Below are 22,411 nucleotides of genomic sequence, written 5' to 3'. Positions count from 1 at the left end.
CACAGCGGCCGGATGTTCGCCGGGCTCTCGCACGCCTTCGCGCTGATACGGAACAGGGCGTCAGTGCGGAACCGCTGGTGCCATGCCTCCGCCTGATGGCCCGTCGCCTGGCCGACGGGCGCCCCGACGAGGGCTCCACAGGCGTCGTTGACCTGCTCATTCGATGAGCCCGGCCATCCGTTGAGCGGGCCAAGGGTGAGGTGTGGCGCGCATGTGGAGCCCCTCCGCCAAGAACTTCGTGAAGTTCTTCACAAGGAATTCCTCGCTCGGGCCCGCCGTCGCGGCCCAAGTGGGCCGTTCGGCCCTAGCGGTACGGCGTCGCGCGCTGGTGTCCTGGGGTGCGAGGCGGTGTGCCGGTGTATGGGGCGAGTGGCCCGTTCGCCCCGTACCGGAGGACGGAGGTCCAGCTCAAGCGGGGTGGACAAGCGATGATCAACGCTCGGGAAGTCCGTCCGGTTCCCCGGGTGACCATGAGCTGGGTCACGTGGGCCGGGCAGTGTAGCACGGGGGGACCATAACCTTGTGAAGGGGCTCACGAGCACCCCCTCCGAGGGGGGTGGATACTCGATGGCATGAGCACCACGGAGCGTCCCAGGATCCTCGTTGTAGGCGGTGGGTACGTAGGCCTGTACGCAGCTCGTCGCATTCTGAAGAAGATGCGCTACGGGGAGGCGACCGTCACGGTCGTCGACCCCCGCTCGTACATGACGTACCAGCCCTTTCTCCCCGAAGCCGCCGCCGGCAGCATTTCGCCTCGGCATGTCGTCGTCCCGCTGCGACGCGTGCTGCCCAAGGCTGAGGTGCTCACCGGCCGGGTCACCACCATCGACCAGGACCGCAAGGTCGCCACGGTCGCGCCGCTCGTCGGCGACGCCTACGAGCTGCCCTTCGACTACCTCGTCGTCGCGCTCGGCGCGGTGTCCCGTACCTTCCCGATCCCCGGACTCGCCGAGCAGGGCATCGGTATGAAGGGGATCGAGGAGGCCATCGGGCTGCGGAACCACGTTCTGGAGCAGCTCGACAAGGCCGACTCGACGGCCGACGAGGAGGTCCGCCGCAAGGCGCTGACCTTCGTCTTCGTGGGTGGCGGCTTCGCCGGTGCGGAGACCGTCGGTGAGGTCGAGGACATGGCCCGCGACGCGGCCAAGTACTACACGAACGTCAAGCGCGAGGACATGCGCTTCATCCTCGTGGACGTCGCGGACAAGATCCTGCCCGAGGTCGGCCCGAAGCTGGGCACATGGGGCAAGGAGCACCTGGAGAGCCGGGGGGTCGAGGTCTACCTGAAGACCGGCATGGACTCCTGCGTCGACGGTCACGTCGTGCTCAACAACGGCCTCGAGGTCGACTCCGACACCATCGTGTGGACGGCCGGCGTCAAGCCGAACCCGGCGCTCGCCCGCTACGGTCTGCCCCTCGGCCCGCGCGGTCACGTGGACACCAGCGAGAAGCTCCAGGTGCAGGGCACGGACTACATCTGGGCCGCGGGCGACAACGCCCAGGTGCCGGACATGGTCTCCCGCCGCGCCGGTGTCGAGAACGCCTGGTGCCCGCCCAACGCCCAGCACGCGCTGCGTCAGGCGAAGGTCCTCGGCGACAACGTGATCTCCGGTATGCGGGGCTTCCCGCAGAAGGAGTACAGCCACGCCAACAAGGGCGCGGTCGCCGGGCTCGGCCTGCACAAGGGCGTCGCGCTGATCGCCATGGGCAAGATGAAGATCAAGCTCAAGGGGCGGCTGGCCTGGTACATGCACCGTGGCTACCACGGTCTGGCCATGCCGACCTGGAACCGCAAGATCCGGGTCATCGCCGACTGGACGCTGGCCGTCTTCCTCAAGCGCGAGGTCGTCTCGCTGGGCGCCATGGAGACGCCGCGCGAGGAGTTCTACGAGGCCGCCAAGCCGGCCCCGGCGCCCGCCGCCGCTGCCGCCTCCCCCGCTACGACGGGTGAGAAGGCCAAGGCCTCCTGACCCTCCGTAAGGCCCGGGGGCGTGAGCTCCCGGCCGGGAGGGCGCGTCGTACCGGAGCCGCGCGGCGGCAGGACGACCGCACGACAACGGCACAACTTCATACGTCATACCGAAGAGCCGTCCGCCATCCGTGGTGCGGGCGGCTCCTTCGCGTGCCCGCACGGCGCACCTGTGCGCCCCGCCCGCGCACGCCCTTGTGCGCGCGGGTGGTTTTTCGTACTCATTTGCCCATGCCTGTACGGCTGATCTTTCGCGCCGGCCTCCGTGCGGCACCGTAAAGTCCATGGTGAATGCAGGTATTTTACTGTCCCATTGCGTGCATTGGGGACTGCTCCGAACACACCCGGTGTTTACGTGGTGTCGAGCATGTCGGTAACCACCCTTTACGGAGGTGTACGCCATGGCCAACGCCGCGCTGCGGCTGACCACTCTTGCCGAGGAACTGCTGGGGGCCCCGCTCCCGGTCCGGCTCCGCGCCTGGGACGGCAGCGAGTCGGGCCCGCCGGACGCGCCGACCCTGATCATCCGCAACCGCCGTGCTCTGCGCCGCCTTCTGTGGAAGCCGGGCGAGCTGGGGCTGGCGCGAGGGTGGGTGGCCGGGGAGATCGATGTGGAGGGGGACCTCTACGCGGCCCTCGACCGGCTCGCCGGCTTCATCTGGGAGCGCGGTGACGACGACCCCGAGGGCCGGGTCCACCCACTGCGCGACCCCCGAATGCGGTCCGTCGGCCGGAAGCTGGTCGAGATCGCGGGACCGTGGCCGCCGCCCCCGCCGCCGCCCGAGGAGACCCGCCGCCGGCGCGGCACGTCGCACACCAAGCGGCGTGACAAGCAGGCGATCAGTCATCACTACGACGTCGGCAACGACTTCTACGAACTCGTCCTCGGACCGTCCATGGTCTACTCGTGCGCCTATTGGGACGACATCCCCGGCTTCACGCTGGAGGACGCGCAGAGGGACAAACTCGACCTCGTCTGCCGCAAGCTCGCCCTTCGCGAGGGCGACCGGCTGCTCGACGTCGGGTGCGGGTGGGGGTCCATGGCGATCCACGCCGCCCGGGAGTACGGGGCCCGGGTCGTCGGTGTCACGCTCTCCCGCGAACAGGCCGCCTTCGCGCGCAAGCGCATCGCGGAGGAGGGCCTGACCGACCGTATCGAGATCCGCGTACAGGACTACCGGGACGTCAGGGACGGCCCGTTCGACGCGATCTCCTCCATCGGCATGGCCGAGCACGTCGGCTCGGTGCGCTACCGCGAGTACGCCGACGACCTGCACGCCCTGCTCAAGGAGGGCGGACGGCTGCTCAACCACCAGATCGCCCGGCGCCCGGAGAAGGACGAGGACCAGTACCGCATCGACGAGTTCATCGACGCGTACGTCTTCCCCGACGGCGAACTGGCGCCGGTCGGGCGGACCGTTTCCATCCTGGAGGAGGCCGGGTTCGAGGTCCGCGACGTCGAGTCGATCCGCGAGCACTACGCCCTGACGCTGCGCCGCTGGGTGGCGAACCTGGAGTCGCGCTGGGCCGAGGCGGTCCGCGCCACCTCGCCCGGCCGCGCGCGCGTCTGGCGGCTGTACATGGCCGCCTCGGCCGTCTCATTCGAACGGAACAGGATCGGCGTCAACCAGGTCCTGGCGGTGAAGACCCCGGAGGGCGGGGCGTCGGGGCTGCCGGCCCGCTCCCGTACCTGGAAGGGCTGAGGGGTTTCGCGGGGGAGCCGATCGCGAAAGAGTGACACCGAAGAGTGACACGGGGGAACGAGCCGTCGGGCGGCGTGTCCGGCGGCTCCTTCGTCTGTTGTCAGGGAAAGGCATCGCGACCGAACTGCCCCGCGCACCGGGGCAATTCGGAATATGGGGGGAATCATGTACCGTCGCCGCCACCATCAGCACCACGGACGTCCCAACGGGCATCAGCAGGAACAGCACCACCAGCACGAACAGCACCACCAGCGGCAGGACCACCATGAGCCGCAGGACCAGCGCCGGCAGAACGCACGTCAGCAGAACCGGCGTCAGCATCGGCGCGGGCGCGGGGCCTGGGTGACGGCCCTCGGTATCGGTCTGCTGGCCGTCGGCGTTCCCGGCCCCGCGGCGGCCACGGAAGCCACGGAAGCCACCGATGTCATGCGGGCCGCGGCGGTCACTCCTGGCGCGATCTTCAACGACCCGGCCGGCGCCACCACCGCGCAGAACCGGATCCGCGATCACGTCATCTCGCTCATCCAGGGCGCGCCCGCGGGCAGTTCGATCACCCTCTCGCTGTACACCTTCACCGACAACGACGTCAGGACGGCTCTCGTCGCCGCCAACGACCGCGGGGTGGGCGTACGGGCCATCCTCGACCACAAGTCGCGCGAGAGCCGGACGCCCGGCGGCGAGTACGAGAACCTGGCGGCGAAGCTGGGCACCGACCGCACCCAGAAGTCGTGGGTGATGACCTGTCCGCAGACGCGGTCGTGCATCGGCAACCGCACGATCGGCCAGGCGGCCATCAACCACAACAAGTTCTTCCTCTTCTCCAGCACGGGAGGGGCCGACGACGTCGTGGTGCAGACGTCGGCCAACATGACGGGCGTCCAGCGCACGGACCTGTTCAACAACGCCGTGACGCTGGTGGACTCGGGTCTGTACGCCAACTACCTCGCCTACTTCGCCGACCAGGAGAAGTACGGCACCTCGGGGGACGGGCTCGCGTCGTACTACAAGACGCCGAGCAGCCCGACCAACGCCGCGTACAAGACGTACTTCTTCCCTCGCCAGGAATCCTCCGGCAAGGCGTACAACACGGACCCCGCGACCGACACCGTCAAGCTGATCCTCGACAACGTCACCTGCTCGTCCTCGCAACCGACCGAGGTACGGATGGCCGCGAACCTGTTCTACCGCGACCACATCGCCACCAAGCTCGTCGCCATGGCCGACGCGGGCTGCAAGGTCTACCTGGCGGCCGACGGCAATCCGAACGGCGGCCGGGAGGGCGTGCCGTCGATGGGCAGGACCGTCGAGTCCATCGTCTCGGGCAAGCTGACCCAGCGCGTGGCGTGCTGGGAGAACCCGCCCGCGGGCCGGACGGCCAACATCGGGCTGCACTCCAAGTACCTGCTGGTGAAGGGCGTGTACGCGGGTGCGGCCAACGAGAAGATCGTCTTCACCGGCAGCCACAACTACTCGTGGCAGGCGCTGCGGTCCAACGACGAGACGCTGCTGAAGATCAATGACGACGCGGTCTACGACCAGTTCAAGGCGGACCACGACCACCTGATGGACTACTGCGCCGGCATCTGACGGGCCGTACGAGGTGCCGGACCTCGTACGGGCCGCGCCTCACACGCGTGCGGGCCGGGCCCCCGGTCGGGGATCCGGCCCGCATACGTCTTCCGGTTGTACGACGGCTCCGTCGCGACGTCGCGGTGTCATGCCGTCATGAGGTCACGCCTTCATGAGGTCACGCCGTCATCTCGACGGCCGGCTACTCCGTCTTGATCGCCGTCAGCATGTTCAGCTTGGCGGCGCTGCGGGCCGGCCACAGGGCGGCGAGCACGCCGACCAGTCCGGCCAGCACCAGGAAGAGCGCGATCCGGTCCCACGGGAGCACCAGCGCGTAGCCCGGGATGGAGGACTTGATGGTCTCGCCGATCGCCCAGGCCAGGAAGGTGCCCAGGGCCACACCGACCACCGCGCCGAAGACCGAGATCACCACGGCCTCCAGCCGGATGGTCCGCTTCACCTTGGTGCGGTCCAGGCCGATCGCCCGCAGCATGCCGATCTCCTGCTGCCGTTCGAAGACGGACATCGCCAGGGTGTTGACGACTCCGAGGACCGCGATGATCAGGGCCATCGCGAGCAGGCCGTACATGATGTAGAGCGCGGTGTTGATGAATCCGCTGTACGCGTTCCTGATGGCGTCGTGGTCCATGATGGTGACGGCGGGGTTCTTGCCCAGGGCGTCCACCAGGGCCTGCTCGTTGGCGTCGCTCGCGCCGCCCTCGGTCTTGACCAGCATGTCACGGATGTACGCCTCGGGCTCGTGCGGCCCGGCCAGCTCCGTGGACATCGTGACGGGGGAGAGCAGCTCGTTGTCCTCGTAGATCGCCCCGATCCTCAGATCGGCCTTCTTCCCGTCGTCGAAGGTGACCGGCAGGGTGTCCCCGACCTTCCACTTCTTGGACTCGGCCGTCTTCTCGGCGACGGCTATCCCGCCCTCCGCGAGCGTCTTCGTCGAACCGGAGACCGTCTTGATGTTCAGGACCTGGTCGATGTCGATCGCGGTGACCGCGGAGCCCGCGACCCAGTCGTCCTTGATCGTCAGTGAGACGGGCTGCTGCGGCGAGACGGCGGTCACGACGGATGCCTTCTCCAGCGCCCGCAGTGACTCCGGGCTGAAGGACTCGGCGCCGGCCATCGTCAGCAGGTAGTCGGCCTTGATGTTGGCCGTGGTCGCCTTGTCGACGGCCTGGCCGATCGTGACACCGAGGACCGAGAGACCGGTGACGAGCGTGAGCCCGATGGCCAGCGCGGAGGCGGTGGCTCCGGTACGCCGCGGATTGCGGACCGCGTTCAGCCCCGCCAGCTTGCCGGACACCCCGAAGACGCCGATCAGCAGCGGCCGTACGAGCGCGATCACCGGCCGGGAGAGCAGCGGGATCAGGATGATGATGCCGACCATCGCCAGGAAGGCGCCCGCACCGATCATGATGCGCCCGTCGGAGCCGGCCGCGGCACCGGCGACGATGGCCCCGGCGCCGAGCAGCGTCAGGATCCCGCCGATGGAGTTCCGCACGACCAGCGACTTGGTGGTCGCGACGGCGTGCACGCTGCTCATCGCCGCCACCGGCGGGATCTTCGCGGCGCGCCGGGCGGGCAGCCAGGCGGCGAACACGGTGATCAGCACACCGACGGCGAAGGCGGCGCCGACCGCGGTCGGCGAGACGACCAGCGGGCCCGCGGGGATCTTCGCGCCGGTCAGGCCCATGGCGGAACGGAGGGCGACCGCGAGCCCGATCCCGCCGGCGAAGCCGGCCACGGAGGCGAACACGCCGACCACCGCGGCCTCGATCAGCACCGAACGCTTGACCTGGCGGCGGGAGGCGCCGACGGCGCGCATCAGCGCCAGTTCCTTGGTGCGCTGGGCGACCAGCATGGTGAAGGTGTTGGAGATGAGGAAGACGCCGACGAACAGGGCGATGGCGGCGAACGCCAGCAGCATCTGGTTGAGGCTGGAGAGCTGCGTCTCGATCGCCTTCGCCTGCTTGGCGGCGAGCTCCTGACCGGTCTCGGCCTCGGCGTTCGCCGGCAGGATCTTCTCGGTCTCGCGGAGGATCTTCTCCTGGGAGGCGCCGGCGTCGGCGCTGAGCGTGGCGGTGCCGAAGAGGCCCGGCTCCCGGTACAGCTTCTGGGCGGTCGCGGTGTCGAAGAGGGTCAGGGTGCCGCCCGCGTTCACCTCGCCGTCCTCGGTGGTGAAGATGCCGGCGAGGGTGTACTCCCGTGCTGTTCCGTCGGCGGCGACGCGCACGCGGTCGCCGACCTCGTACCCGCCCTTGGCCGCCGTCGCCTTGTCGAGCGCGATCTGGCCGGCCCGGGCGGGACCGGTCCCGTCGGTGAACGTGTAGTCGCGGTCCTTGCCGTCCTCGCCGGGCTGGAAGTTGCCACCGTTGGTGGCCCACTCGGTGCCGATCAGCTTGCCGTTGGCGTCGGCGACCCCGGCGAAGCCGGTGACGCGCGGCGTCACCGAGGCGACCCCGTCGAGGGCGCCGAGCTTGTCGAGGGTCTTGTCGTCCAGGCCGGAGGGGAGCTTGCGCTCCTCCGGGTCGTCGCTGTGGCTCGTGTCGAAGACGTCGATGCTGACGGCCACGTCGTCGTAGTTCTTGGCCGACTGCTTGTGGAAGGCGTTGCCGAGGGTGTCGGTGAAGACCAGGGTGCCGGAGACGAAGGCCACGCCGAGCAGGACGGCGAGGACGGTCATCAGCAGCCTGGCCTTGTGCGCGAGCACATTGCGCAGGGCGGTACGGAACATGGTGGAAGTCCTGATGGGAGGCGCCCGGAGCGGTGGCCGGGCGGAAGAGAGGGAGGGCGGGCGGCCGGCTCGGGCCGTCGGTTCGCGCGGCGCGGGTCCGGGGCGCACGCCGACGGCCGCGGATCAGCTGGTGCGGCCCTTGGCGTCGAACGCCTTCATACGGTCCAGCACGCCGTCGGCGGTCGGGTCGAGCATCTCGTCGACGATCCGGCCGTCGGCGAGGAAGATCACACGGTCCGCGTAGGAGGCGGCCGCCGGGTCGTGCGTCACCATGACGACCGTCTGACCAAGCTCCCGAACAGAATTGCGAAGGAAGCCCAGTACCTCCGCGCCGGAGCGCGAGTCGAGGTTTCCTGTCGGCTCGTCACCGAAGATGATTTCCGGCTGCGAGGCCAGCGCGCGGGCGACGGCGACGCGCTGCTGCTGACCGCCGGAGAGCTGGGTGGGCCGGTGGCCGAGGCGGCCGGAAAGGCCGATCAGGTCGATGATCCGGTTGAGCCACTGCTGGTCGGGCTTGCGGCCCGCGATGTCCATGGGGAGCGTGATGTTCTCCAGGGCCGTCAGCGTGGGCAGCAGGTTGAACGCCTGGAAGATGAAGCCGATCTTGTCCCGTCGCAGCTTCGTCAGCTGCTTGTCCTTGAGGGTGGAGAGCTCGGTGTCACCGATGCGCGCGGAGCCGCTGCTGAAGCTGTCCAGCCCGGCGACGCAGTGCATCAGCGTGGACTTGCCGGAGCCGGAGGGGCCCATGATCGCGGTGAACTCGCCCTGGCGGAAGTCCACGCTGACCCGGTCGAGGGCGACCACCTGGGTCTCGCCCTGCCCGTAGACCTTGGAGAGGTCGGTGGCGCGGGCGGCCACGGCGGTTGCTTGGTAGGCGAGCGGGGTGGTGGTCACGTGGACAACTCCTGTCGGACGTCGTTGGGAACTCCTCCATCCTCACGGCCGTTTCCACCGCGGGGCGTCCGTCCCGTTGTCGGTTCCCGGGGCCCTCTTCGGGCTGACGGACCCGACCCGTTGTCCTCCTGCGGTATGACACCGTCCCCGAGACCGCTCCCCCCTCGGTATGCCCGGACGAGGTGCCGTCGCGGTCGGTGCCCCGGCCTCGCGGCCCGACGGCGCCCGGCCCGGCGGCGGCTCTTCCGGCGCCGCGCGCCCTGCGGTGCGAATCCGGCGCCGCGCGCTCCGCGATGCGCACCCTGCGATGCGAACCCTGCGCGCCGGGGCCGCCGGTGTCCCGCCGTCGCCCCCCCGCCCCCTACGGGGACCCCCGGCTCCGGAGAGCCGGTCGGGCCCGCCAGGGCCCCAGTCCGACCGGCCGTCGCCGCGCGCGGCGCTTGCATGCTCGTGTCACCTGAGTAACCGGACGACGACTTTTCGTCATTCCTGCGGACCTCGGTACGGATGCCCATCCGCGCCCGGCATGTGCCGATGGCCCGCTCCCTGTGCTGACGCACCCTCAGACGTCAATAAAATAAGACAACATCGGGTTGTTGCTCGGCTGTTCGAGTGGTGTGTCCCGATAGGCTCGTGTGCCAACGCGGCGTCGCGTGCCCTGCCCGGATGGTGGAATGCAGACACGGCGAGCTTAAACCTCGCTGCCCCTCGGGGCGTACCGGTTCAAGTCCGGTTCCGGGCACCACCCTCGTCCCGCGTTGTGACCTGCGGAAACAGGCGAAATCTGGGTCAGCCCTGTGCACTCACGGGAACACCGTGGGAACACAGGGCTTAGTCTGCGTTCCATGGCGAGCGTAGTACCGCGCAAAGACAAGTTCGGCCAGGTGGTCAGCTACCAGGTGAAGTGGCGCCTGGGCGGCGGCCGCACGGCACCGTGGCAGACGGAGCGCTTCGACGACGAGATCGCGGCAGAGGTCTTCAAGGGCGCCGTCACCGAGGCCGGCCAGCAGTGGCCTCCCGGCTGGGTGAAGGGCCAGGGGTACATCGACCCCACGGCCGCCGCCCCCGACGACGAGCGCTACCAATTCCGCGCCTACGCCCTCGAGTCGGTGAAGAACCGCACGGGCGTCGAGGAGCGGTACCGCCGCGACTGCGTGCGCGACCTCGAGAACTACCTCTTCCCCACCTTCGGCAACTGCGACGTCCGCAGCACCGAGCACTTCAGCAAGGCCACCGTCGCGGCCTGGGTGAACAAGATGGCCAAGACCAAGGTCTGGCGCGGCTCCAAGCACAAACTGATGAGCCCCAAGACCCTGAAGAACCTTCACGGACTGCTCAGCAGCGTCCTGAACGAGGCCGTGGAGGCCGAACCGCCCCTGCGGGCCCGAAACCCCTGCCCGCTCGTCAGACTGCCGCGTACGGACGATGACGGCGTGGACGACGACGGCGAAGACATGGAGTTCATGACGCCGGAGGAGATCGCCGGCATCGTGGACTGCCTGAAGCGCCCCGAGGACAAGACGTTCGTACGCGTCGCCTACGGCACCGGCCTGCGGTGGGGCGAGATCACGGCGCTCGCCAAACGGCACGCGCGCACCCGGCACGGCGAGTACGAGATCAGAGTCTCCCGGGCCTGGAAAATCCATCCGGACGACGGACCGTATCTCGGCACCCCGAAGACCAAGGCGGCCCGGCGCACCGTCGACATCAGCGCCGGCCTCTGGGACGAGCTCCAAGAGGCCGGCCTGAACGGCCTGGCGAGCGGTGACCTGATCTTCCACAACGGGCGCGGCGGCCGGCTGGTGTACAGCACGTTCTACGACCGGTGGACGGCCGCCGTCGCCGCCGCCCAGGAGCAGGGACTGCTCCCCGACTTCAAGCACCCCACGTTCCACGACGTACGGCACTCGCACGTCGCGGCGCTGCTGTCCGACGGGCACAGCCTCACCTACGTTCAGCGCCGCCTCGGACACGAATCGATCAAGACAACTTCCGACCGGTACGGACACCTCCTCAAGGGCGCCTACAAGGCCGCGCTGGGCACCATCGACCGCGCCCTGGGCATCGCGGAGGCCGGCGCCGCCGCCGAGGAAGAGATCCCGGAGAACACGCCGCTGAAGGACCCGGGGAAGGCCGTGTACGTCGCCCACGTCGGAAGCACCGTGCTCGGGTTCTGGACTGTCACGCACGCCGAGGAGACGGCCGAGAGGTGGGCAACCGAACGCGGCGGCGCGGTCCGGGTCGAGAAGTGGGGACTCGACTGGTGGATCCGGTGCGTGGGAAACGGGGAGAAGGAGATCCGGGACCGCGTTCCGCACCGCGCCTACGTCTGGTCCATGGGCCCGGCCGTCTACGCCACGGACGGCACCGAGCGCGTCACCGAGCCGGCCGCACACGAGCCGCGGGGCCAGTGGGTGTGGGACTGGGAAGAGCTCTACACGGAGGAGCCGGCGCACGCGAGCACGGAATGGCGTCCAGGGCCACAGGCGGAGACGGAGGCGAGCGCCTGGGGAACGACCCAGGGAGCCGTCCGCGCGGCCTTCTCGCGGGCCCGTACGGACGCTCTGAGGATCTGCGGGCTGCATCCAGCCCGTCGGGCACAGGACGGACAGCCCATCACGGGATAGACGGGGCGGGGGCCTCTGGTGGGGGAGCCCAGATGGGACAGGACCCCGGCCGTTTCCGTCTCCCTGCTACTGGTGCCTGTTGCCGTCCTTGCTGCGGCACACTCCCTCAATGCGCGCCAGCGCCAGCTCGGCGCGCAGCGCGTCCACCTGCCGGCGCAGCGACACGTGCAGCGCGGCCACGGTAGCGACGCCAGCGAGGCTGACGGCCGTGAGCATTCTCAACATTTGTTCGTCCCCCTTGGATGGCCGGGCCGGCGTGCCGGATCACGGACGCCGACCCGCGTCGTGCGCATGCGGTGGTTCAGCCCCAGCCGAGATCGTCCGTGTCGGCGTACTGTGAGAGCGAAGCGGTGCCCCATCCAAGGTCGGCGGTCACCGGCGCCTGGGGCGTCTGGGGTTCCTGCTGAGCGGTTGCGGCCGGCGCGGTGACGAGAGCGGCGAAGAACGCCAGCGCCGCGGACGCGACCGCCAGGGATGTCGTACGCATGGGTGTCCCCTCTGTGTCCACTGTGTGATGGCTACGTGCCTTACGGTTACACGAGTGACAAGCGCGCACCAGGGGATAGGCGATGCGAGTTTTTGCAATTGCAAGTTCTTGCATTCCGTCAAAACGGAAGTAGGGGGATGAATGTCCGGAGTGGCCCTGTCGCGGGAGGCCATCGCGGCGTACCGGGCGCTCACGCAGGGCGAGCCGCCACCGGAAGGCAGCGATCTCCAGCCGCTTATCGACCTCGGGCTGGTTACTGCCGACCCCGGCGACCCCGAGCGGGTCATCGCCGCCGACCCCCGCGGTATCGGGCAGGCGCTGATGACGGCCGCCCGCACCGAAATGGCGTCGCTGCTCGAGGATATGGCGCTGGTGCCGAGCATCGAGGCCACGCTGACGGCCGCCTACGATGCCGACCGTCTCTACAGCGGGCCCGGCGGCGAATATTTGCCGACCCGGAAGTTGATGAACGCGCGGATCGAGGAGGTCAGTCGACGGGCCGACCGGGAGATCCTGACCGCGCAGCCCGGCGAGCCGGCCGACCGTGATCCGGAGATACTGCGCCAGGGTGTGGGGCGTGTCTGGCGCGCCCTCGGCAACGGCGTGGAGGTCAAGAGCCTCTATACGACGCTGGCGTACTCCCACGCGCAGACCAGGGCCTACGTGGAGGAGATCGCGAACGCCGGCGCTGGCGTCCGGGCGTATCGACACACCTTCCCCCGGATGATGATCATCGACGGCGTGCACCTTTTCATTGACGATCACCTCGCGCGCGACGACGGAACCGACCGGGACGCCGGATGGCACATCTTCGACCGGGCCGTAGTCGCGTGGGCACGGTCCATTTTCCTGCTGATGTGGGGACGGGCCGTCCGCTGGTCTGAACTCGGCGAGCCCGAGGACAGCATCGTCACAGACCGCCAGGCCGCGATCCTGGGCGAACTCGCCGCCGGGCTGACGCAGGCCCGGGTCGGGCCACGCCTCGGCCTCGCGCCGCGGACCGTCGCCGCCGAGCTGTCGGCGCTGAAAGAGCAGCTCGGAGCGGCCACGGTCTACCAGGTCATGGCGTGGTGGGGTCGGGTCGACCGGTCCCGTCACTGAAGACCGCCGCGACCTCCGCCGGTGTTGCCGCCCGGACGCACTCCAGGGGTGCGCTCCATGCCGGGCCGCCGCCGAGCGGCTCCAGGCAGCACGCGTTAGTGCGCCGGGAAAGGAGGTAGCCGATGGCGCCCGTACGGGTATCCACGGCCATGTGGTGGCTGGTCTGGCTGCGCCACGGCTCGGGCACGAACTCCTCCTGTGGGATGCGGCGGCCGCCGCGGGTCGCCATTGATCACAAAATTTCCCCAGCCAGGGAAAGACAATCAGCCATGATCATCAGAATGTGGCTGGGTGCCAGATCCCCCGCCCGCTTGGGAGCTTTCCCGCCGTCAGGAGATCGGTGCTCGAGTGCGTGAGGCCCGGCTGGACGCAGATCTGACGCAGATACGTCTCGGTGAGATCGTCGGGCTCAGCCACAAAACGATCCACGGAATTGAGTACGCGACGACGAATCCGACTCTGGGGATGCTGATCAGGATCGCGCGCGCCGTAGGGCGGCCGCTGTCAGACCTCGTCGGAGACTAAGCAGTCGTATCGCATGGCTGATTCCTAACATGGTCAGAGCATCTGGTCGAGACCGCGGGCCCCGGCCGGCGTCTACGGGGGATGACGCGGGGCCGGGGCGGTAGGGGTCCGGTCAGGTGACTGGGGCGAGATCGGGGAGGAGGCTGCGGGCCTGTTCCATCAGCTCTTGGTCGTCCAGCTCGAACCGGCCGACATGCAGTCGGCCGTGCCCGTACTTCATGCCGCCGGTGGGCTCGCTGGTGGCGTCGACCTCCAGTGACCATGCGGCCTCGGCCAGGTCGAGCGTGCCCGGCTTGGGTACGAGCCGGGAACTCCAGCCCGTGCACAGCGCCCAGTCCGTGTGATCAGACCGGTTTCCCGAGGCCATGTGACGGGCGGCGACGTCCAGAATGTAGACGTCGGGGACGTGGGGCAAGGGGATGTAGCCCATGGCCGCCTCGATTCCGAACCGCCCGGTTGTCGTGTAGGCGACGAGGCCGCGGACGTTCGGCCAGGTGTGGAGCAGCGGGAAGATCGTCACTCTGCTGGTGCCGTTGATCATGCGTGCCAAAGCGTTCTCCTCTGGTGGGCGGCCCCACCAGTTTTCCAGGGCGGGGCCGCCGCGTGCGCCAATCCTCAAATGGACGGGGTCAGTTGATCAGTTGTCGCCGCAGCCCTGGCTGGGGTTGCCCTCCCCGCCGTCCGACCCGGAGCCCGTCTCACCCTGGCTGTTCTCCTCGTCGCCCTGGACTACCGCCCAGCGCGCCTGTGCCTGCTTTTTCATGCCGTTCCCTTTCTCTCGATCGGGTGGTGCATGGACCCGCCCTGTGACAAGGCGGGGGCGGAGGCCCGACGCGGTCCGGCTCCCTCTCCTCGAGGGCGCACCGGCCGTGGCGGAAGTTCAGCGCTGCGGTGCCGGCGTCGGCGCGTAGGGGTCTGGGAGCGGCTCTGTCACGGTGAGCCGGGCCGCTTCCAGGGCGGTCCACTGGCAGACGCCGTGGAGCGCGCGCAGCACGTACCGGCCGCTCTGCACGTCCGTGATGATGGCGGTCCGTCCCGTGGCCTCATCGCGGACCTGATCGCCCACCCATGGGGCACCGTTCTTCATGAGTCCTCCGTCAGCATGGGTGGCCGGCGGTCACGTAGGGCCGGGCCGGGTTGGCGTGCGCGGTGTGGTGTATCAGCGTGAGGTGTCCGAGGCAGCTGCGGCAGGCGAACAGTGGCGTCTCGTACGCGCGGTGCCCGGGGCCGCCGGGGCTGGACATCGTTCCGACCCGGACCGTGGCGAGCTCGGGTCGGCGGCAGACGAAGCAGGCGCCGAGCTCCCAGTGGAGTGCTCCGGGAAGCGGGAGCCGGAAGGAGATCACGGGCAGGCCCAGACTTCGGCGTCCATGACGTGCGCGCCCTGCGAGCCGCGGGCCCACCCGGCTTCTACGGCGCCGGATGTGAGCCGGACCCCACACGCGAAACAGTTCCAGCCGCGCGCCTGCCCGTACTTCAGCTCGTGCACGGGTGGGATCGGCGCCTCGCGACAAGGGGACGGTGTGACCGCTGCTGGCGGCTGCGCGGCCCCGGTCACCGCGCGGCACCTTCAAGCTGATGCTGCCCGGCGCGCAGCAACTCGGCGACGTCTTCGGGGTCGCACAGCCGTCGCGGCCAGCGAGGCGTCACGATCCAGTGGGGGTGCACGGGATGGGTCTGGTGCGTCCGGTCGAGGGCTGGCACGCCGATCCAGGCGCCGCGGCCTCGGATTGTGCCGAGCGCCGACCGCCAGGACGTCGTCGTCCCCGGCGGTACGAGCGCGTAATACCAGATGCCGCGATCGCAGATCACCGGCCCTGCCGACAGGCGCCTCGCGAGGGATGTGGCGACGTCGGCCGGTGTGCTGCTGCCGACGGCGGCGTGCACCAGCTCCGGCTGCACGCGTACCGCGTCGAAGATCTGCCCTCCGCGTAGCAGTGCCGGGCGCCCCAGCCACCAGTCGTCGTATGCATCCTTCGGCGTAGGCACTGCTGACGCCAGCCAGCTGGAAATCGCATCCGCGTCTGAAGGGTGAGTGCGGGCGTGCTGGGCGGGAGGCTCGGGCATGGGGTCCCTCGATCCGTAGCGGTGATCTGTGTCACTGACACTACGAATCGAGGGGTGACACAAGGGCTACAGAATGTGTCCCTTCTGTCAGACGACGCCCAGGCGAATGCCGAACTCAGCCAGCGCTCCGCGTTTCTGAGTGCGGATCATGGTGCCGACGGTCTCTCGGACCCCCGCGTGCATGCGGGTCGCTTGCGGGGCCTGCCGCTCGGCCTTGAGGAAGGCTTTCAGCGCTTCCTCGCGCTGGCCGTTGTAGAAGTGGGCCCGGCCCACGTCAATGAAGTGGTGGCTGCGCCGCTCGGGGGCGTAGTCCTTCGGTAGCGTGACCTTCTCCGCCCGTTCGACTGCAAGGCGTCCTTTGCCCATTTCCACCGGCAGGGAGACGCTCCAGATTGCGACGTTGGTGGGGCCGAAGTGGAGTTCGAAATCGTTGCGGTCCCGGCCGAGTTCGTCGGCTGCCTTGCGGGCGCGCTCCAAGTGCCGTTCCGCTGCCTTGCCGTCGGTCGAGCGCGCGAAGTTGAGCGACGCCTTCAGTTCGAACGCGCCCTTGAGTGAGACAACCTCGGGCACAGAGGCGTTGATGGACCCGAGTTCTGCGAGGGCGTCATCGATGATGGCCCCGGCCTCGTCGTGCTCTCCGATCGAGAGGAACTCACCGGCGTCGTACCAGGACGCGGCCACGATGCGGAGCGGGTCCTCTGTCTCCTTGGCGGCCCAGACCACGCGCTCGGTAGCGAGGGTCGCGTCGCTGACGTGACCGAGCTTGTAGAGGTACTGCATTGCGCACTCGTACGCGCTGGTGAGCAGCCCGAATGCGGAGCGGCGGTCGTCCCCGTAGGTGACCTGCGTGGCCACCTGGAGGTCACGAAGCAGGGCCGGCAGTGTGCTGCTGGCATCTGCGAACCGGGCTGCCGCACGTTGCCGGTTGGCCTCGTTCGTCCGCTGCCGCAGCTCCACCAGGTCAACGGCGGCGACTTCCTGATCGGTCGGCCGGGTGGGACGACCGTGGCGGAGCAGCGCGCGGCGGACTGCGGCTACGCCTGCGACGGCGTCCTGGCCGTCGTGGTCGCTTTGCAGAGGGATGACAGGTCCTCCTGTGATCTCGGTGGGGTGGCAGTCGAGCGCCCGGCAGAACGGCAGTATGACGGCGGGCCGGTCGAGGGCACGTCGTCCCTGCTCGAATGCCTTGACGGCAGAGAGGCTGTAGCCGGTTTCGGTGGCGAGTCGTTGTTGAGTCCAGCGGCGGCGCATACGGAGGCGCGCGAGGCGCTGTCCGTTGTTGTCTGCGCCCCCCTGGATGTCGCTGTAGTGGGGCATACTGGCTCCATTCCTAGCGTCCACTGGGAAATGTACCCCCGCCGTCGTAGGGGCTACTCGAAAGGGCCTCACGGCCGTACGCCGTGAGGCCCTTTTCTCCGCTCAGCACGAGTAGCCGGGGCGGGGGACGGACAGACGAAAGGCGCCCCTGTACCGGCCCGTAGGCCGGTACAGGGGCGCTGTTGTCAGGGGCGGCGTCGTTCTGGGAGGCCGGGCACAGCCGGGCTGGGCGCCGGTCCGGAGGGCTGCGGCTCGGGGTCCGGGGCGTTGTCGCGGCGGCAGACCAGCGCGGCGGGGTCGTCCGCTGGCCGCAGGCTGTACCCGGCGGGGCACGTCTGCCCGTCGCGCCCTGCCGGTCCCGCTGGACCGGCGGGGCCCGTCTTGCCGTCGGTGCCGGCGGGCCCTGCTGGACCGGCCGGGCCCGCGGGTCCAGCAGGGCCCGGTGGGCCGGTGACCGTCGCCCCGGGCGGTCCGGTCACCGCGGCCCCCGGCGGCCCGGGAACCGCGTCCGGTGTCCGGCCGTCCCGCCCAGGCGGCCCCGTAGCCCCTCGCTCGCCCGAAGGGCCCGGCGGGCCAGGCGGCCCGGGGACGGGGACCGGGACCTGGGATCGGTCCGGCAGGTCCTCTACCGCGTGGGTCGGGTCCGGTGCCGCCGGTGTGCCGCCCCGTGCGGTGATCTGCGCGCGCAGGACCCGCACATCACCGGCCAGCGTGCTGACCGCGGTTCCGCGCCGGTTGGCCTCGTCTGCCAGGTCGGCCGCGCGCCGATCGGCCGCGTTGATCCGCAGCCACACCAGCACCACCGCCCCGGACAGCACGAGCAGCACGGACGTCAGCGCGAGCGGGCGCCAGCGGCGGGCGAAAATGTCGGCTCGGCGATGCGTCGTCACTGCGGGTCCCCTCCCAGGGCCGTGATCCGGGCGCGCAGCTGCGTGTTCTCTGCGGTCAGCGTGTTGATCTCGCCCTGCAACGCGGCCTTGTCGGCCCGTTCGCGGGCGAGCTCGGCGTACGCGGCAGCCAACTGCCGTTCGTTCTCGGCGAGCTTCGTACGGAGGTCGGCGCGCTCCTCCTGGAGCTCGTTGACGAGTCCGCCGTACCCGGTCATGACCGCACCGCTGTGGTTGACGCGCTGTTGGCCGCGGTGCCCGTACACGGCTGCGGCCGCTGCTGCGAGCCCGCGCCGGGCCGGTCATCAGATGCTGGTCGGGCCGCGCGGGGTGTCCGTGGTGGCGACGGTCTCGGTGATGCCCGGGCCCTCCGTGCCACCGCTGGTGACTATCGCCGTCAGCAGGGCGAGCACGGCGGCCAGTCCGCCGACGGACAGGGCCTGTCCCCAGTCGACATCCACGATGCCGAGACCGTCGCCGCCGGCGACCGCCAGGACCGCTTGCGCGTACGTGCGGATCATCCGCTCGGCAGTGGCTTTCCAGAATGCTGCGGTGGTCATGATGGACCTCTTTCTGCTGGTCAGGTGGTGACGGTGAAGCCGTGCATACGGCCGAGGGCGGTCAGGGTGGCCTTGCCGGGGATGCCATCGGCGTCGCGGCCGCGGTATCCGCGCCGCTGCTGGTACAGCGCGTACGCGGACTTGGTGGCGGTCCCGAAGTGCCCGTCCGCGTAGCCCGGCGCCAGGAGCCCCTCGGCGACCAGCGCGTCCTCGAGGACACGGACACCCGCGTACGACACGGGGGTGCCCTTCTTCGGCGGGTCGGTCTTCGCCGCCGAGATCACCTTCGACAGGGACACCACCGTGGTCGCGGCCGCGCCCGTCGGTAGCTTCAGCACCTGCCCCGCACCGATCCGGTCGTCCTTGATGCCGTTCAGCTCCACCAGCACGGCGACGCTGGTCTTGTGCGCGGCGGCGATCTCGGAGAGGGAATCCCCGTCCCGCACCGTGTACGTCCCGCTCCCGGCCGCCGGCGGCGTGGCCGCCTTGTACTTGGGGCGGCCGAACCCGGCGATCTGCCCGACCGTACGGACACGCCGCGCGCACACCGACGCCGTGTTCCCCTCGATCGTGTAGACGTACTGGCCCTTGACGTCGGTGATGATCCCGACGTGGTCGATCGCGGCGATCGAGGAGGTGCCCGCCCAGTCGAAGAACACGATGTCTCCGCGCCGGATGCCGCTCCGGGCGATGCCGTTGGTCATCGCCGTCCACTGGCCGGCCGTCTTGAAGCGCTGCGCGTGGGCGACGGTGTACGCGTAGTCAGTGCCGAACAGGACGCTCTCGCGCTCCCCGGCCTGCGTCGCCCAGTACGTGATCGCGGCGTTGCACCAGGGGAAGTTGTAGGCGAACGTCGCCCCGTTCCGCTCCCGGTACCACTGCTGTATCGCGTTGGGGGTCCGCAGCCCGATCGACTTTTCAGCCTGCGTGATCATCCCTTCGAGGCTCATGCGCTCTCGCTCCCCTCGGCACTGGCCGGCGCCTGGGTGGGCGGCTGCTCCTGGTCGTCGTTCTCGTCCGGTTCGGCGGCCGCGGTGTCGGCCTGGCCGGTTCCGGTGTAGTAGCCGGCCATGTCCGGCGGCCCGTACTGCGCGGCGAGCAGCTGCTCCTCGTCGGTGACGGTCGGCCCGTTCCCGGTCGCCGCCAGGTGCTGGGCTTGTTCGGTCTGGTCCTCGGGCCGGTCAGGGACCGGCCGTTCGGTGTCACCCATGGGTGAGCCTCCTTCTGGGCATGGAAATGGCCCCGGGCCGGGTGGCTCGGGGCCTGCGGGTGTGGTGTGCGTCAGCCGGTGTAGGCGTAGGCGAGGATCGCGGCGCCGGAGAACACGGCGGCGGTGAACACGGAGCCGGTGACGGTGGGCGGCGTGGTCTGACCGCTGTTGGTGGCGCCGAGCCCGGGCGCGGTCGCGCCGCCGGCGATGAGCCGCCCCTCACCCATCAGGGACGGGGGCGTGGTTCCGGCGATCATCACGCCGAGGTAGTGCAGCCCGGTGTACGTGGTGGTGTACGACGTGGCGGTGCCGGCCGTGGTCTGCGCGATCGCCAGAGTCTTGGTGGTGGCCGCCGCCCAGGCCGCCGTTGTCGCGTCGGCCGTCCTGGCGAGCGCCACCCGGTTGGAGTCGTGCAGGGTGAACCACTGGTTCGTCAGACCACTGCCGCTCGTGTTGCCGGCGACGAACGACAGGTTCGCGACGACGAGGCCCTTCGGGAGCCAGATCGGGACCAGGTAGAGCCATCCCGTGGCGGGCTGTGCCTCACCGCCGCACCGCAGGCGCGAGGTGGTCTCGTACCGTCCCGGCGGCGTCATCGCCGCCTCGAGCGCCGGGACAGGGGTGATGTCCCGGTCCACCACGTTGTTGCCGGGCAGCGCGGTCATGCCGCCGGGCCCGGTGACCGGCGCGGCGGTAGAGGTGACGATCGCCGCGGTGGTCGACCAGCTGTTGCCGGAGAGGTCGTTGTTCGTGATGGTGCAGTCCGTCGCCGTGCCGGTCAGCGACACCCCGTTGGCCGTCGTGCCGCCGCCTTTGAGGACCTTGTTGCTGGTGATGTGGCAACCGGCCTGCGAGACGCGGATGCCGGCGACGGCGGCCGCGCGGATCCGGTTGCCGGAGACGAGCGCGGACGACCCGGTACGGCCGTCCGTACCGCCGCCCACGACGATGCCGTGGTTGCTGCCGGTCGTGTCAACCACGTTGTCCGTAACCGATGCAGCTGTGCACCCCGCGACGTTGATCCCGTTGGACGACGTGCCGCGGATGGTGTTCCCGGTGAGGCTGGCACCGTCGGAGTACTGAGGGAACAGGCCCGTCGATTGCACGCCGTCGACTAGGTTCCCGGCCACGACAACCCCGGGGGTGTTCTGGGCCTGGATGCCGTTCGCCGTGCTGCCGGCCGTCCCCCGGATCACGTTGTCGCTGATGACGACGTCGGTGATCGGCGCGGTGTCGTAGCCGAGGACACGGATCCCGCTGTCCGCCTGCGCGCCCTCAACAATGTTGTCGCTGATGGTGATGGCGTAGGAGGTGTAGACGGTGCCGGGGCTCGGCACCGACACGTAGATCCCGCTGTTCGTGGTGTTCCGGATGATGTTGCCGCTGATGATGGCCCGCCGCCAGCACCACCCCTGGATCCCGCTCTCCAGCGCGCCTTCGATCACGTTGTCGCGGATGACGATGTTCTCGAAGTAGTTTCCGGCGACCTCGGCGTGCGAGCCGATCGCCCGGCCGAACGTCCCGAGCCTGGCAGACGGCCCGAACCAACAGTCGCTGACGATGATGTTCTTGCACGGGGTCCCGTCGTAGGCGGGGATGCTGGAGGATCCGGACTTGGCGATGTCGATCTGGATCGCCTCGGACGAGAGCCGGGAGCCGTTGCCGGAGTTGTCGCGGAACCCCTCGAAACGGCAGTTCAACGCGCGGCCGCCGTCGACTGCGTTGAACTCCAGGGCGTGCGCGGAGCTCGTGTCGAGGAACACGGCGTCGCGGACCAGGACGTCCTTGCAGTGGATGAAGCATGCGATGTTGGTGGTGCCGGTGACCAGCCCGGAGCCCGCGCCGTCGGCCGCGTTGCCGTCCCAGACGCCGCCGTACACGGCGATGCGGGAGTGGCCGGCGTAGCCGGTGAACGAGTCGTCCGGCATGAAATTCCGGAGCACGCCCCTGTTCGGGTGGATGGACCGGATGGTCGCTCCGTACGCCCAGACCGTCGTCTTCGCCTTCACCACGAGGAAGATTCCGACGCCGTAGGTGTAGCCGCCGGGCATGAGGACGATGCCGCCGCCGGCCGCGTAGGCGGCGTCCAGGGCGGCCTGGATGGCCGGGGCGTCATCCGTTACCCCGTCGCCCTTCGCCCCGTACGTCAGCACGTTGAAGATGCGCTGACCGGAGAGGTCGACCTGGCCGGCTCTCAGGGTGCCGGGGGTGGACAGGACACCGCGCCCGGTGCGCTCGAGGAAGGTGTCACCTGGTCCTGATCCGGGGCCCCAGGTCTGGCGGCCGTCGGCGGTGATCCGCCATCGGTCGTCTGCCTCTCCGGCGACGCCCGACGCGACCGCGAGCGTGTCGGAGGTGGCCGCGGACACCCGGACAGCCCCGGTAAGCGTCCCGCCCGTCTTGTCGAATTTTCCTTCGAGTTGGTCGAGTGCTCCGGTGGCTGCCTCGCGTGCGGCCTGGTACCAGCGGACCGGTTGCCCGGCGGCGTCCAGGTACTCGTACTCGATCGCTGTTGGCCCGTCGGCCTTGAACGTGCGGATCGCGCCCGGGGTGGGGCTGCTGGCCGGGTTGGAGCGGAGCTGGCCGACCGGCGTGACCCCGTCCGCCTCATACAGTGCCGTGATGAGCTCGCCGGTGCCGGCGACGCGGACGAGGACGGGCCAGTCGGGGACAACGTCGCCGGTGACGGTGGTCAGGACGTCGGACGGTGTCCCGCCGTAGGTGTACATCGCCATGGTCGCGTCCTTCG

21 protein-coding genes and 1 tRNA gene are annotated in these 22,411 nt (G+C 69.6%); 7 read left to right on the top strand and 15 right to left on the bottom strand.

Annotated elements, in window-relative coordinates; genetic code table 11:
• The first annotated feature begins 572 nt into the window (after nt 1-572).
• The 3 genes from IG02_RS0116500 to IG02_RS0116490 all read left to right on the top strand — a co-directional run bounded on the left by IG02_RS0116500 (nt 573) and on the right by IG02_RS0116490 (nt 5,259).
• Entirely contained in the window at nt 573-1,970 is a 1,398-nt protein-coding gene (locus tag IG02_RS0116500; protein ID WP_037803059.1) for an NAD(P)/FAD-dependent oxidoreductase, read from the top strand.
• A gap of 400 nt (nt 1,971-2,370) precedes the next feature.
• Nucleotides 2,371-3,672, top strand: coding sequence for an SAM-dependent methyltransferase (locus tag IG02_RS0116495; RefSeq protein ID WP_030747716.1), 1,302 nt, complete (start codon nt 2,371-2,373; stop codon nt 3,670-3,672).
• 165 nt (nt 3,673-3,837) lie between these two features.
• Nucleotides 3,838-5,259 carry a phospholipase D-like domain-containing protein gene (locus tag IG02_RS0116490; protein ID WP_234314768.1) on the top strand — a complete coding sequence of 474 codons (1,422 nt, stop codon included), beginning with the start codon at nt 3,838-3,840 and terminating at the stop codon, nt 5,257-5,259.
• Nucleotides 5,260-5,443: 184 nt separating this feature from the next.
• On the opposite strand, the gene IG02_RS0116485 is transcribed toward IG02_RS0116490, so the two are convergent.
• Nucleotides 5,444-7,987, bottom strand: coding sequence for an ABC transporter permease (locus IG02_RS0116485; protein ID WP_030747713.1), 2,544 nt, complete (start codon nt 7,985-7,987; stop codon nt 5,444-5,446).
• Nucleotides 7,988-8,110: 123 nt separating this feature from the next.
• Complete coding sequence (locus IG02_RS0116480; RefSeq protein WP_030747710.1) at nt 8,111-8,881, bottom strand: ABC transporter ATP-binding protein; 771 nt, start codon at nt 8,879-8,881, stop codon at nt 8,111-8,113.
• A 660-nt stretch (nt 8,882-9,541) separates the two neighbouring features.
• On the opposite strand from IG02_RS0116480, the gene IG02_RS0116475 reads away from it, so the two are divergent.
• A tRNA-Leu gene (locus IG02_RS0116475) sits at nt 9,542-9,626 on the top strand.
• A gap of 100 nt (nt 9,627-9,726) precedes the next feature.
• Nucleotides 9,727-11,508 (top strand): site-specific integrase, encoded by a 1,782-nt coding sequence (locus IG02_RS0116470; protein ID WP_030747703.1) that lies wholly within the window; start codon nt 9,727-9,729, stop codon nt 11,506-11,508.
• Nucleotides 11,509-11,574: 66 nt separating this feature from the next.
• On the opposite strand, the gene IG02_RS41595 is transcribed toward IG02_RS0116470, so the two are convergent.
• Together IG02_RS41595 and IG02_RS0116460 are read right to left on the bottom strand one after the other, a co-directional pair.
• Nucleotides 11,575-11,733: a hypothetical protein gene (locus IG02_RS41595; protein WP_158712320.1), complete on the bottom strand. Its 159-nt coding sequence runs from the start codon at nt 11,731-11,733 to the stop codon at nt 11,575-11,577.
• Between the two features lie 76 nt (nt 11,734-11,809).
• A complete protein-coding gene (locus IG02_RS0116460) occupies nt 11,810-11,995 on the bottom strand; it encodes a hypothetical protein (protein ID WP_030747702.1) in 186 nt (61 codons plus the stop codon).
• Nucleotides 11,996-12,136: 141 nt separating this feature from the next.
• Here IG02_RS0116460 and IG02_RS0116455 point away from each other — a divergent pair, with 141 nt between their 5' ends.
• Both IG02_RS0116455 and IG02_RS0116450 read left to right on the top strand, forming a co-directional pair.
• Nucleotides 12,137-13,096, top strand: a complete 960-nt coding sequence (locus IG02_RS0116455; RefSeq protein WP_051765141.1) for a LuxR C-terminal-related transcriptional regulator — start codon at nt 12,137-12,139, stop codon at nt 13,094-13,096.
• Between the two features lie 291 nt (nt 13,097-13,387).
• Nucleotides 13,388-13,621, top strand: coding sequence for a helix-turn-helix transcriptional regulator (locus tag IG02_RS0116450; protein ID WP_030747696.1), 234 nt, complete (start codon nt 13,388-13,390; stop codon nt 13,619-13,621).
• A 112-nt stretch (nt 13,622-13,733) separates the two neighbouring features.
• Here IG02_RS0116450 and IG02_RS0116445 read toward each other — a convergent pair whose 3' ends face one another.
• The 11 genes from IG02_RS0116445 to IG02_RS0116395 form a co-directional block, all read right to left on the bottom strand.
• Nucleotides 13,734-14,171 (bottom strand): hypothetical protein, encoded by a 438-nt coding sequence (locus IG02_RS0116445; RefSeq protein WP_158712319.1) that lies wholly within the window; start codon nt 14,169-14,171, stop codon nt 13,734-13,736.
• Nucleotides 14,172-14,258: 87 nt separating this feature from the next.
• Nucleotides 14,259-14,384 carry a hypothetical protein gene (locus IG02_RS43470; RefSeq protein WP_267958510.1) on the bottom strand — a complete coding sequence of 42 codons (126 nt, stop codon included), beginning with the start codon at nt 14,382-14,384 and terminating at the stop codon, nt 14,259-14,261.
• A 117-nt stretch (nt 14,385-14,501) separates the two neighbouring features.
• Entirely contained in the window at nt 14,502-14,708 is a 207-nt protein-coding gene (locus IG02_RS36475; protein WP_037803058.1) for a hypothetical protein, read from the bottom strand.
• A 467-nt stretch (nt 14,709-15,175) separates the two neighbouring features.
• Nucleotides 15,176-15,610, bottom strand: coding sequence for a hypothetical protein (locus IG02_RS37845; protein ID WP_158712318.1), 435 nt, complete (start codon nt 15,608-15,610; stop codon nt 15,176-15,178).
• A 165-nt stretch (nt 15,611-15,775) separates the two neighbouring features.
• Nucleotides 15,776-17,005, bottom strand: coding sequence for a helix-turn-helix domain-containing protein (locus IG02_RS0116420; RefSeq protein ID WP_030747687.1), 1,230 nt, complete (start codon nt 17,003-17,005; stop codon nt 15,776-15,778).
• A gap of 185 nt (nt 17,006-17,190) precedes the next feature.
• Nucleotides 17,191-17,895, bottom strand: coding sequence for a collagen-like protein (locus tag IG02_RS39390; RefSeq protein ID WP_234314767.1), 705 nt, complete (start codon nt 17,893-17,895; stop codon nt 17,191-17,193).
• Nucleotides 17,892-18,110: a hypothetical protein gene (locus tag IG02_RS0116415; protein ID WP_234314766.1), complete on the bottom strand. Its 219-nt coding sequence runs from the start codon at nt 18,108-18,110 to the stop codon at nt 17,892-17,894. The genes IG02_RS39390 and IG02_RS0116415 overlap by 4 nt, the downstream gene beginning before the upstream one ends.
• 87 nt (nt 18,111-18,197) lie before the next feature.
• Nucleotides 18,198-18,452, bottom strand: coding sequence for a holin (locus IG02_RS36470; RefSeq protein ID WP_051765137.1), 255 nt, complete (start codon nt 18,450-18,452; stop codon nt 18,198-18,200).
• Nucleotides 18,453-18,472: 20 nt separating this feature from the next.
• Entirely contained in the window at nt 18,473-19,402 is a 930-nt protein-coding gene (locus IG02_RS0116405; RefSeq protein WP_030747679.1) for a LysM peptidoglycan-binding domain-containing protein, read from the bottom strand.
• The gene (locus tag IG02_RS36465; protein ID WP_037803054.1) at nt 19,399-19,662 is read right to left on the bottom strand and encodes a hypothetical protein; all 264 of its coding nucleotides are present in this window, start codon (nt 19,660-19,662) and stop codon (nt 19,399-19,401) included. The genes IG02_RS0116405 and IG02_RS36465 overlap by 4 nt, the downstream gene beginning before the upstream one ends.
• A gap of 71 nt (nt 19,663-19,733) precedes the next feature.
• On the bottom strand, nt 19,734-22,397 hold the full coding sequence (locus IG02_RS0116395) for a right-handed parallel beta-helix repeat-containing protein (RefSeq protein ID WP_030747670.1): 2,664 nt from the start codon (nt 22,395-22,397) through the stop codon (nt 19,734-19,736).
• Between the last annotated feature and the right edge of the window lie 14 nt (nt 22,398-22,411).

This window comes from Streptomyces sp. NRRL F-5135 (assembly GCF_000719775.1).
GTDB classification, from domain to species: domain Bacteria; phylum Actinomycetota; class Actinomycetes; order Streptomycetales; family Streptomycetaceae; genus Streptomyces; species Streptomyces hebeiensis.
The sequence above is the reverse complement of the archived record's forward strand: the minus strand, read 5'-3'. Positions and strand labels throughout refer to the sequence as shown.

Excerpts from the sequence above, each read along its gene's own strand:
- IG02_RS0116500 (WP_037803059.1), top strand. The coding sequence starts at position 573 with ATGAGCACCACGGAGCGTCCCAGGATCCTCGTTGTAGGCGGTGGGTAC.
- IG02_RS0116495 (WP_030747716.1), top strand. The coding sequence starts at position 2,371 with ATGGCCAACGCCGCGCTGCGGCTGACCACTCTTGCCGAGGAACTGCTG.
- IG02_RS0116490 (WP_234314768.1), top strand. The coding sequence starts at position 3,838 with ATGTACCGTCGCCGCCACCATCAGCACCACGGACGTCCCAACGGGCAT.
- IG02_RS0116485 (WP_030747713.1), bottom strand. The coding sequence starts at position 7,987 with ATGTTCCGTACCGCCCTGCGCAATGTGCTCGCGCACAAGGCCAGGCTG.
- IG02_RS0116470 (WP_030747703.1), top strand. The coding sequence starts at position 9,727 with ATGGCGAGCGTAGTACCGCGCAAAGACAAGTTCGGCCAGGTGGTCAGC.
- IG02_RS41595 (WP_158712320.1), bottom strand. The coding sequence starts at position 11,733 with ATGTTGAGAATGCTCACGGCCGTCAGCCTCGCTGGCGTCGCTACCGTG.
- IG02_RS0116460 (WP_030747702.1), bottom strand. The coding sequence starts at position 11,995 with ATGCGTACGACATCCCTGGCGGTCGCGTCCGCGGCGCTGGCGTTCTTC.
- IG02_RS0116455 (WP_051765141.1), top strand. The coding sequence starts at position 12,137 with ATGTCCGGAGTGGCCCTGTCGCGGGAGGCCATCGCGGCGTACCGGGCG.
- IG02_RS43470 (WP_267958510.1), bottom strand. The coding sequence starts at position 14,384 with ATGAAAAAGCAGGCACAGGCGCGCTGGGCGGTAGTCCAGGGCGACGAG.
- IG02_RS36475 (WP_037803058.1), bottom strand. The coding sequence starts at position 14,708 with ATGAAGAACGGTGCCCCATGGGTGGGCGATCAGGTCCGCGATGAGGCC.
- IG02_RS0116420 (WP_030747687.1), bottom strand. The coding sequence starts at position 17,005 with ATGCCCCACTACAGCGACATCCAGGGGGGCGCAGACAACAACGGACAG.
- IG02_RS0116415 (WP_234314766.1), bottom strand. The coding sequence starts at position 18,110 with ATGACCGGGTACGGCGGACTCGTCAACGAGCTCCAGGAGGAGCGCGCC.
- IG02_RS36470 (WP_051765137.1), bottom strand. The coding sequence starts at position 18,452 with ATGACCACCGCAGCATTCTGGAAAGCCACTGCCGAGCGGATGATCCGC.
- IG02_RS0116405 (WP_030747679.1), bottom strand. The coding sequence starts at position 19,402 with ATGAGCCTCGAAGGGATGATCACGCAGGCTGAAAAGTCGATCGGGCTG.
- IG02_RS36465 (WP_037803054.1), bottom strand. The coding sequence starts at position 19,662 with ATGGGTGACACCGAACGGCCGGTCCCTGACCGGCCCGAGGACCAGACC.
- IG02_RS0116395 (WP_030747670.1), bottom strand. The coding sequence starts at position 22,397 with ATGGCGATGTACACCTACGGCGGGACACCGTCCGACGTCCTGACCACC.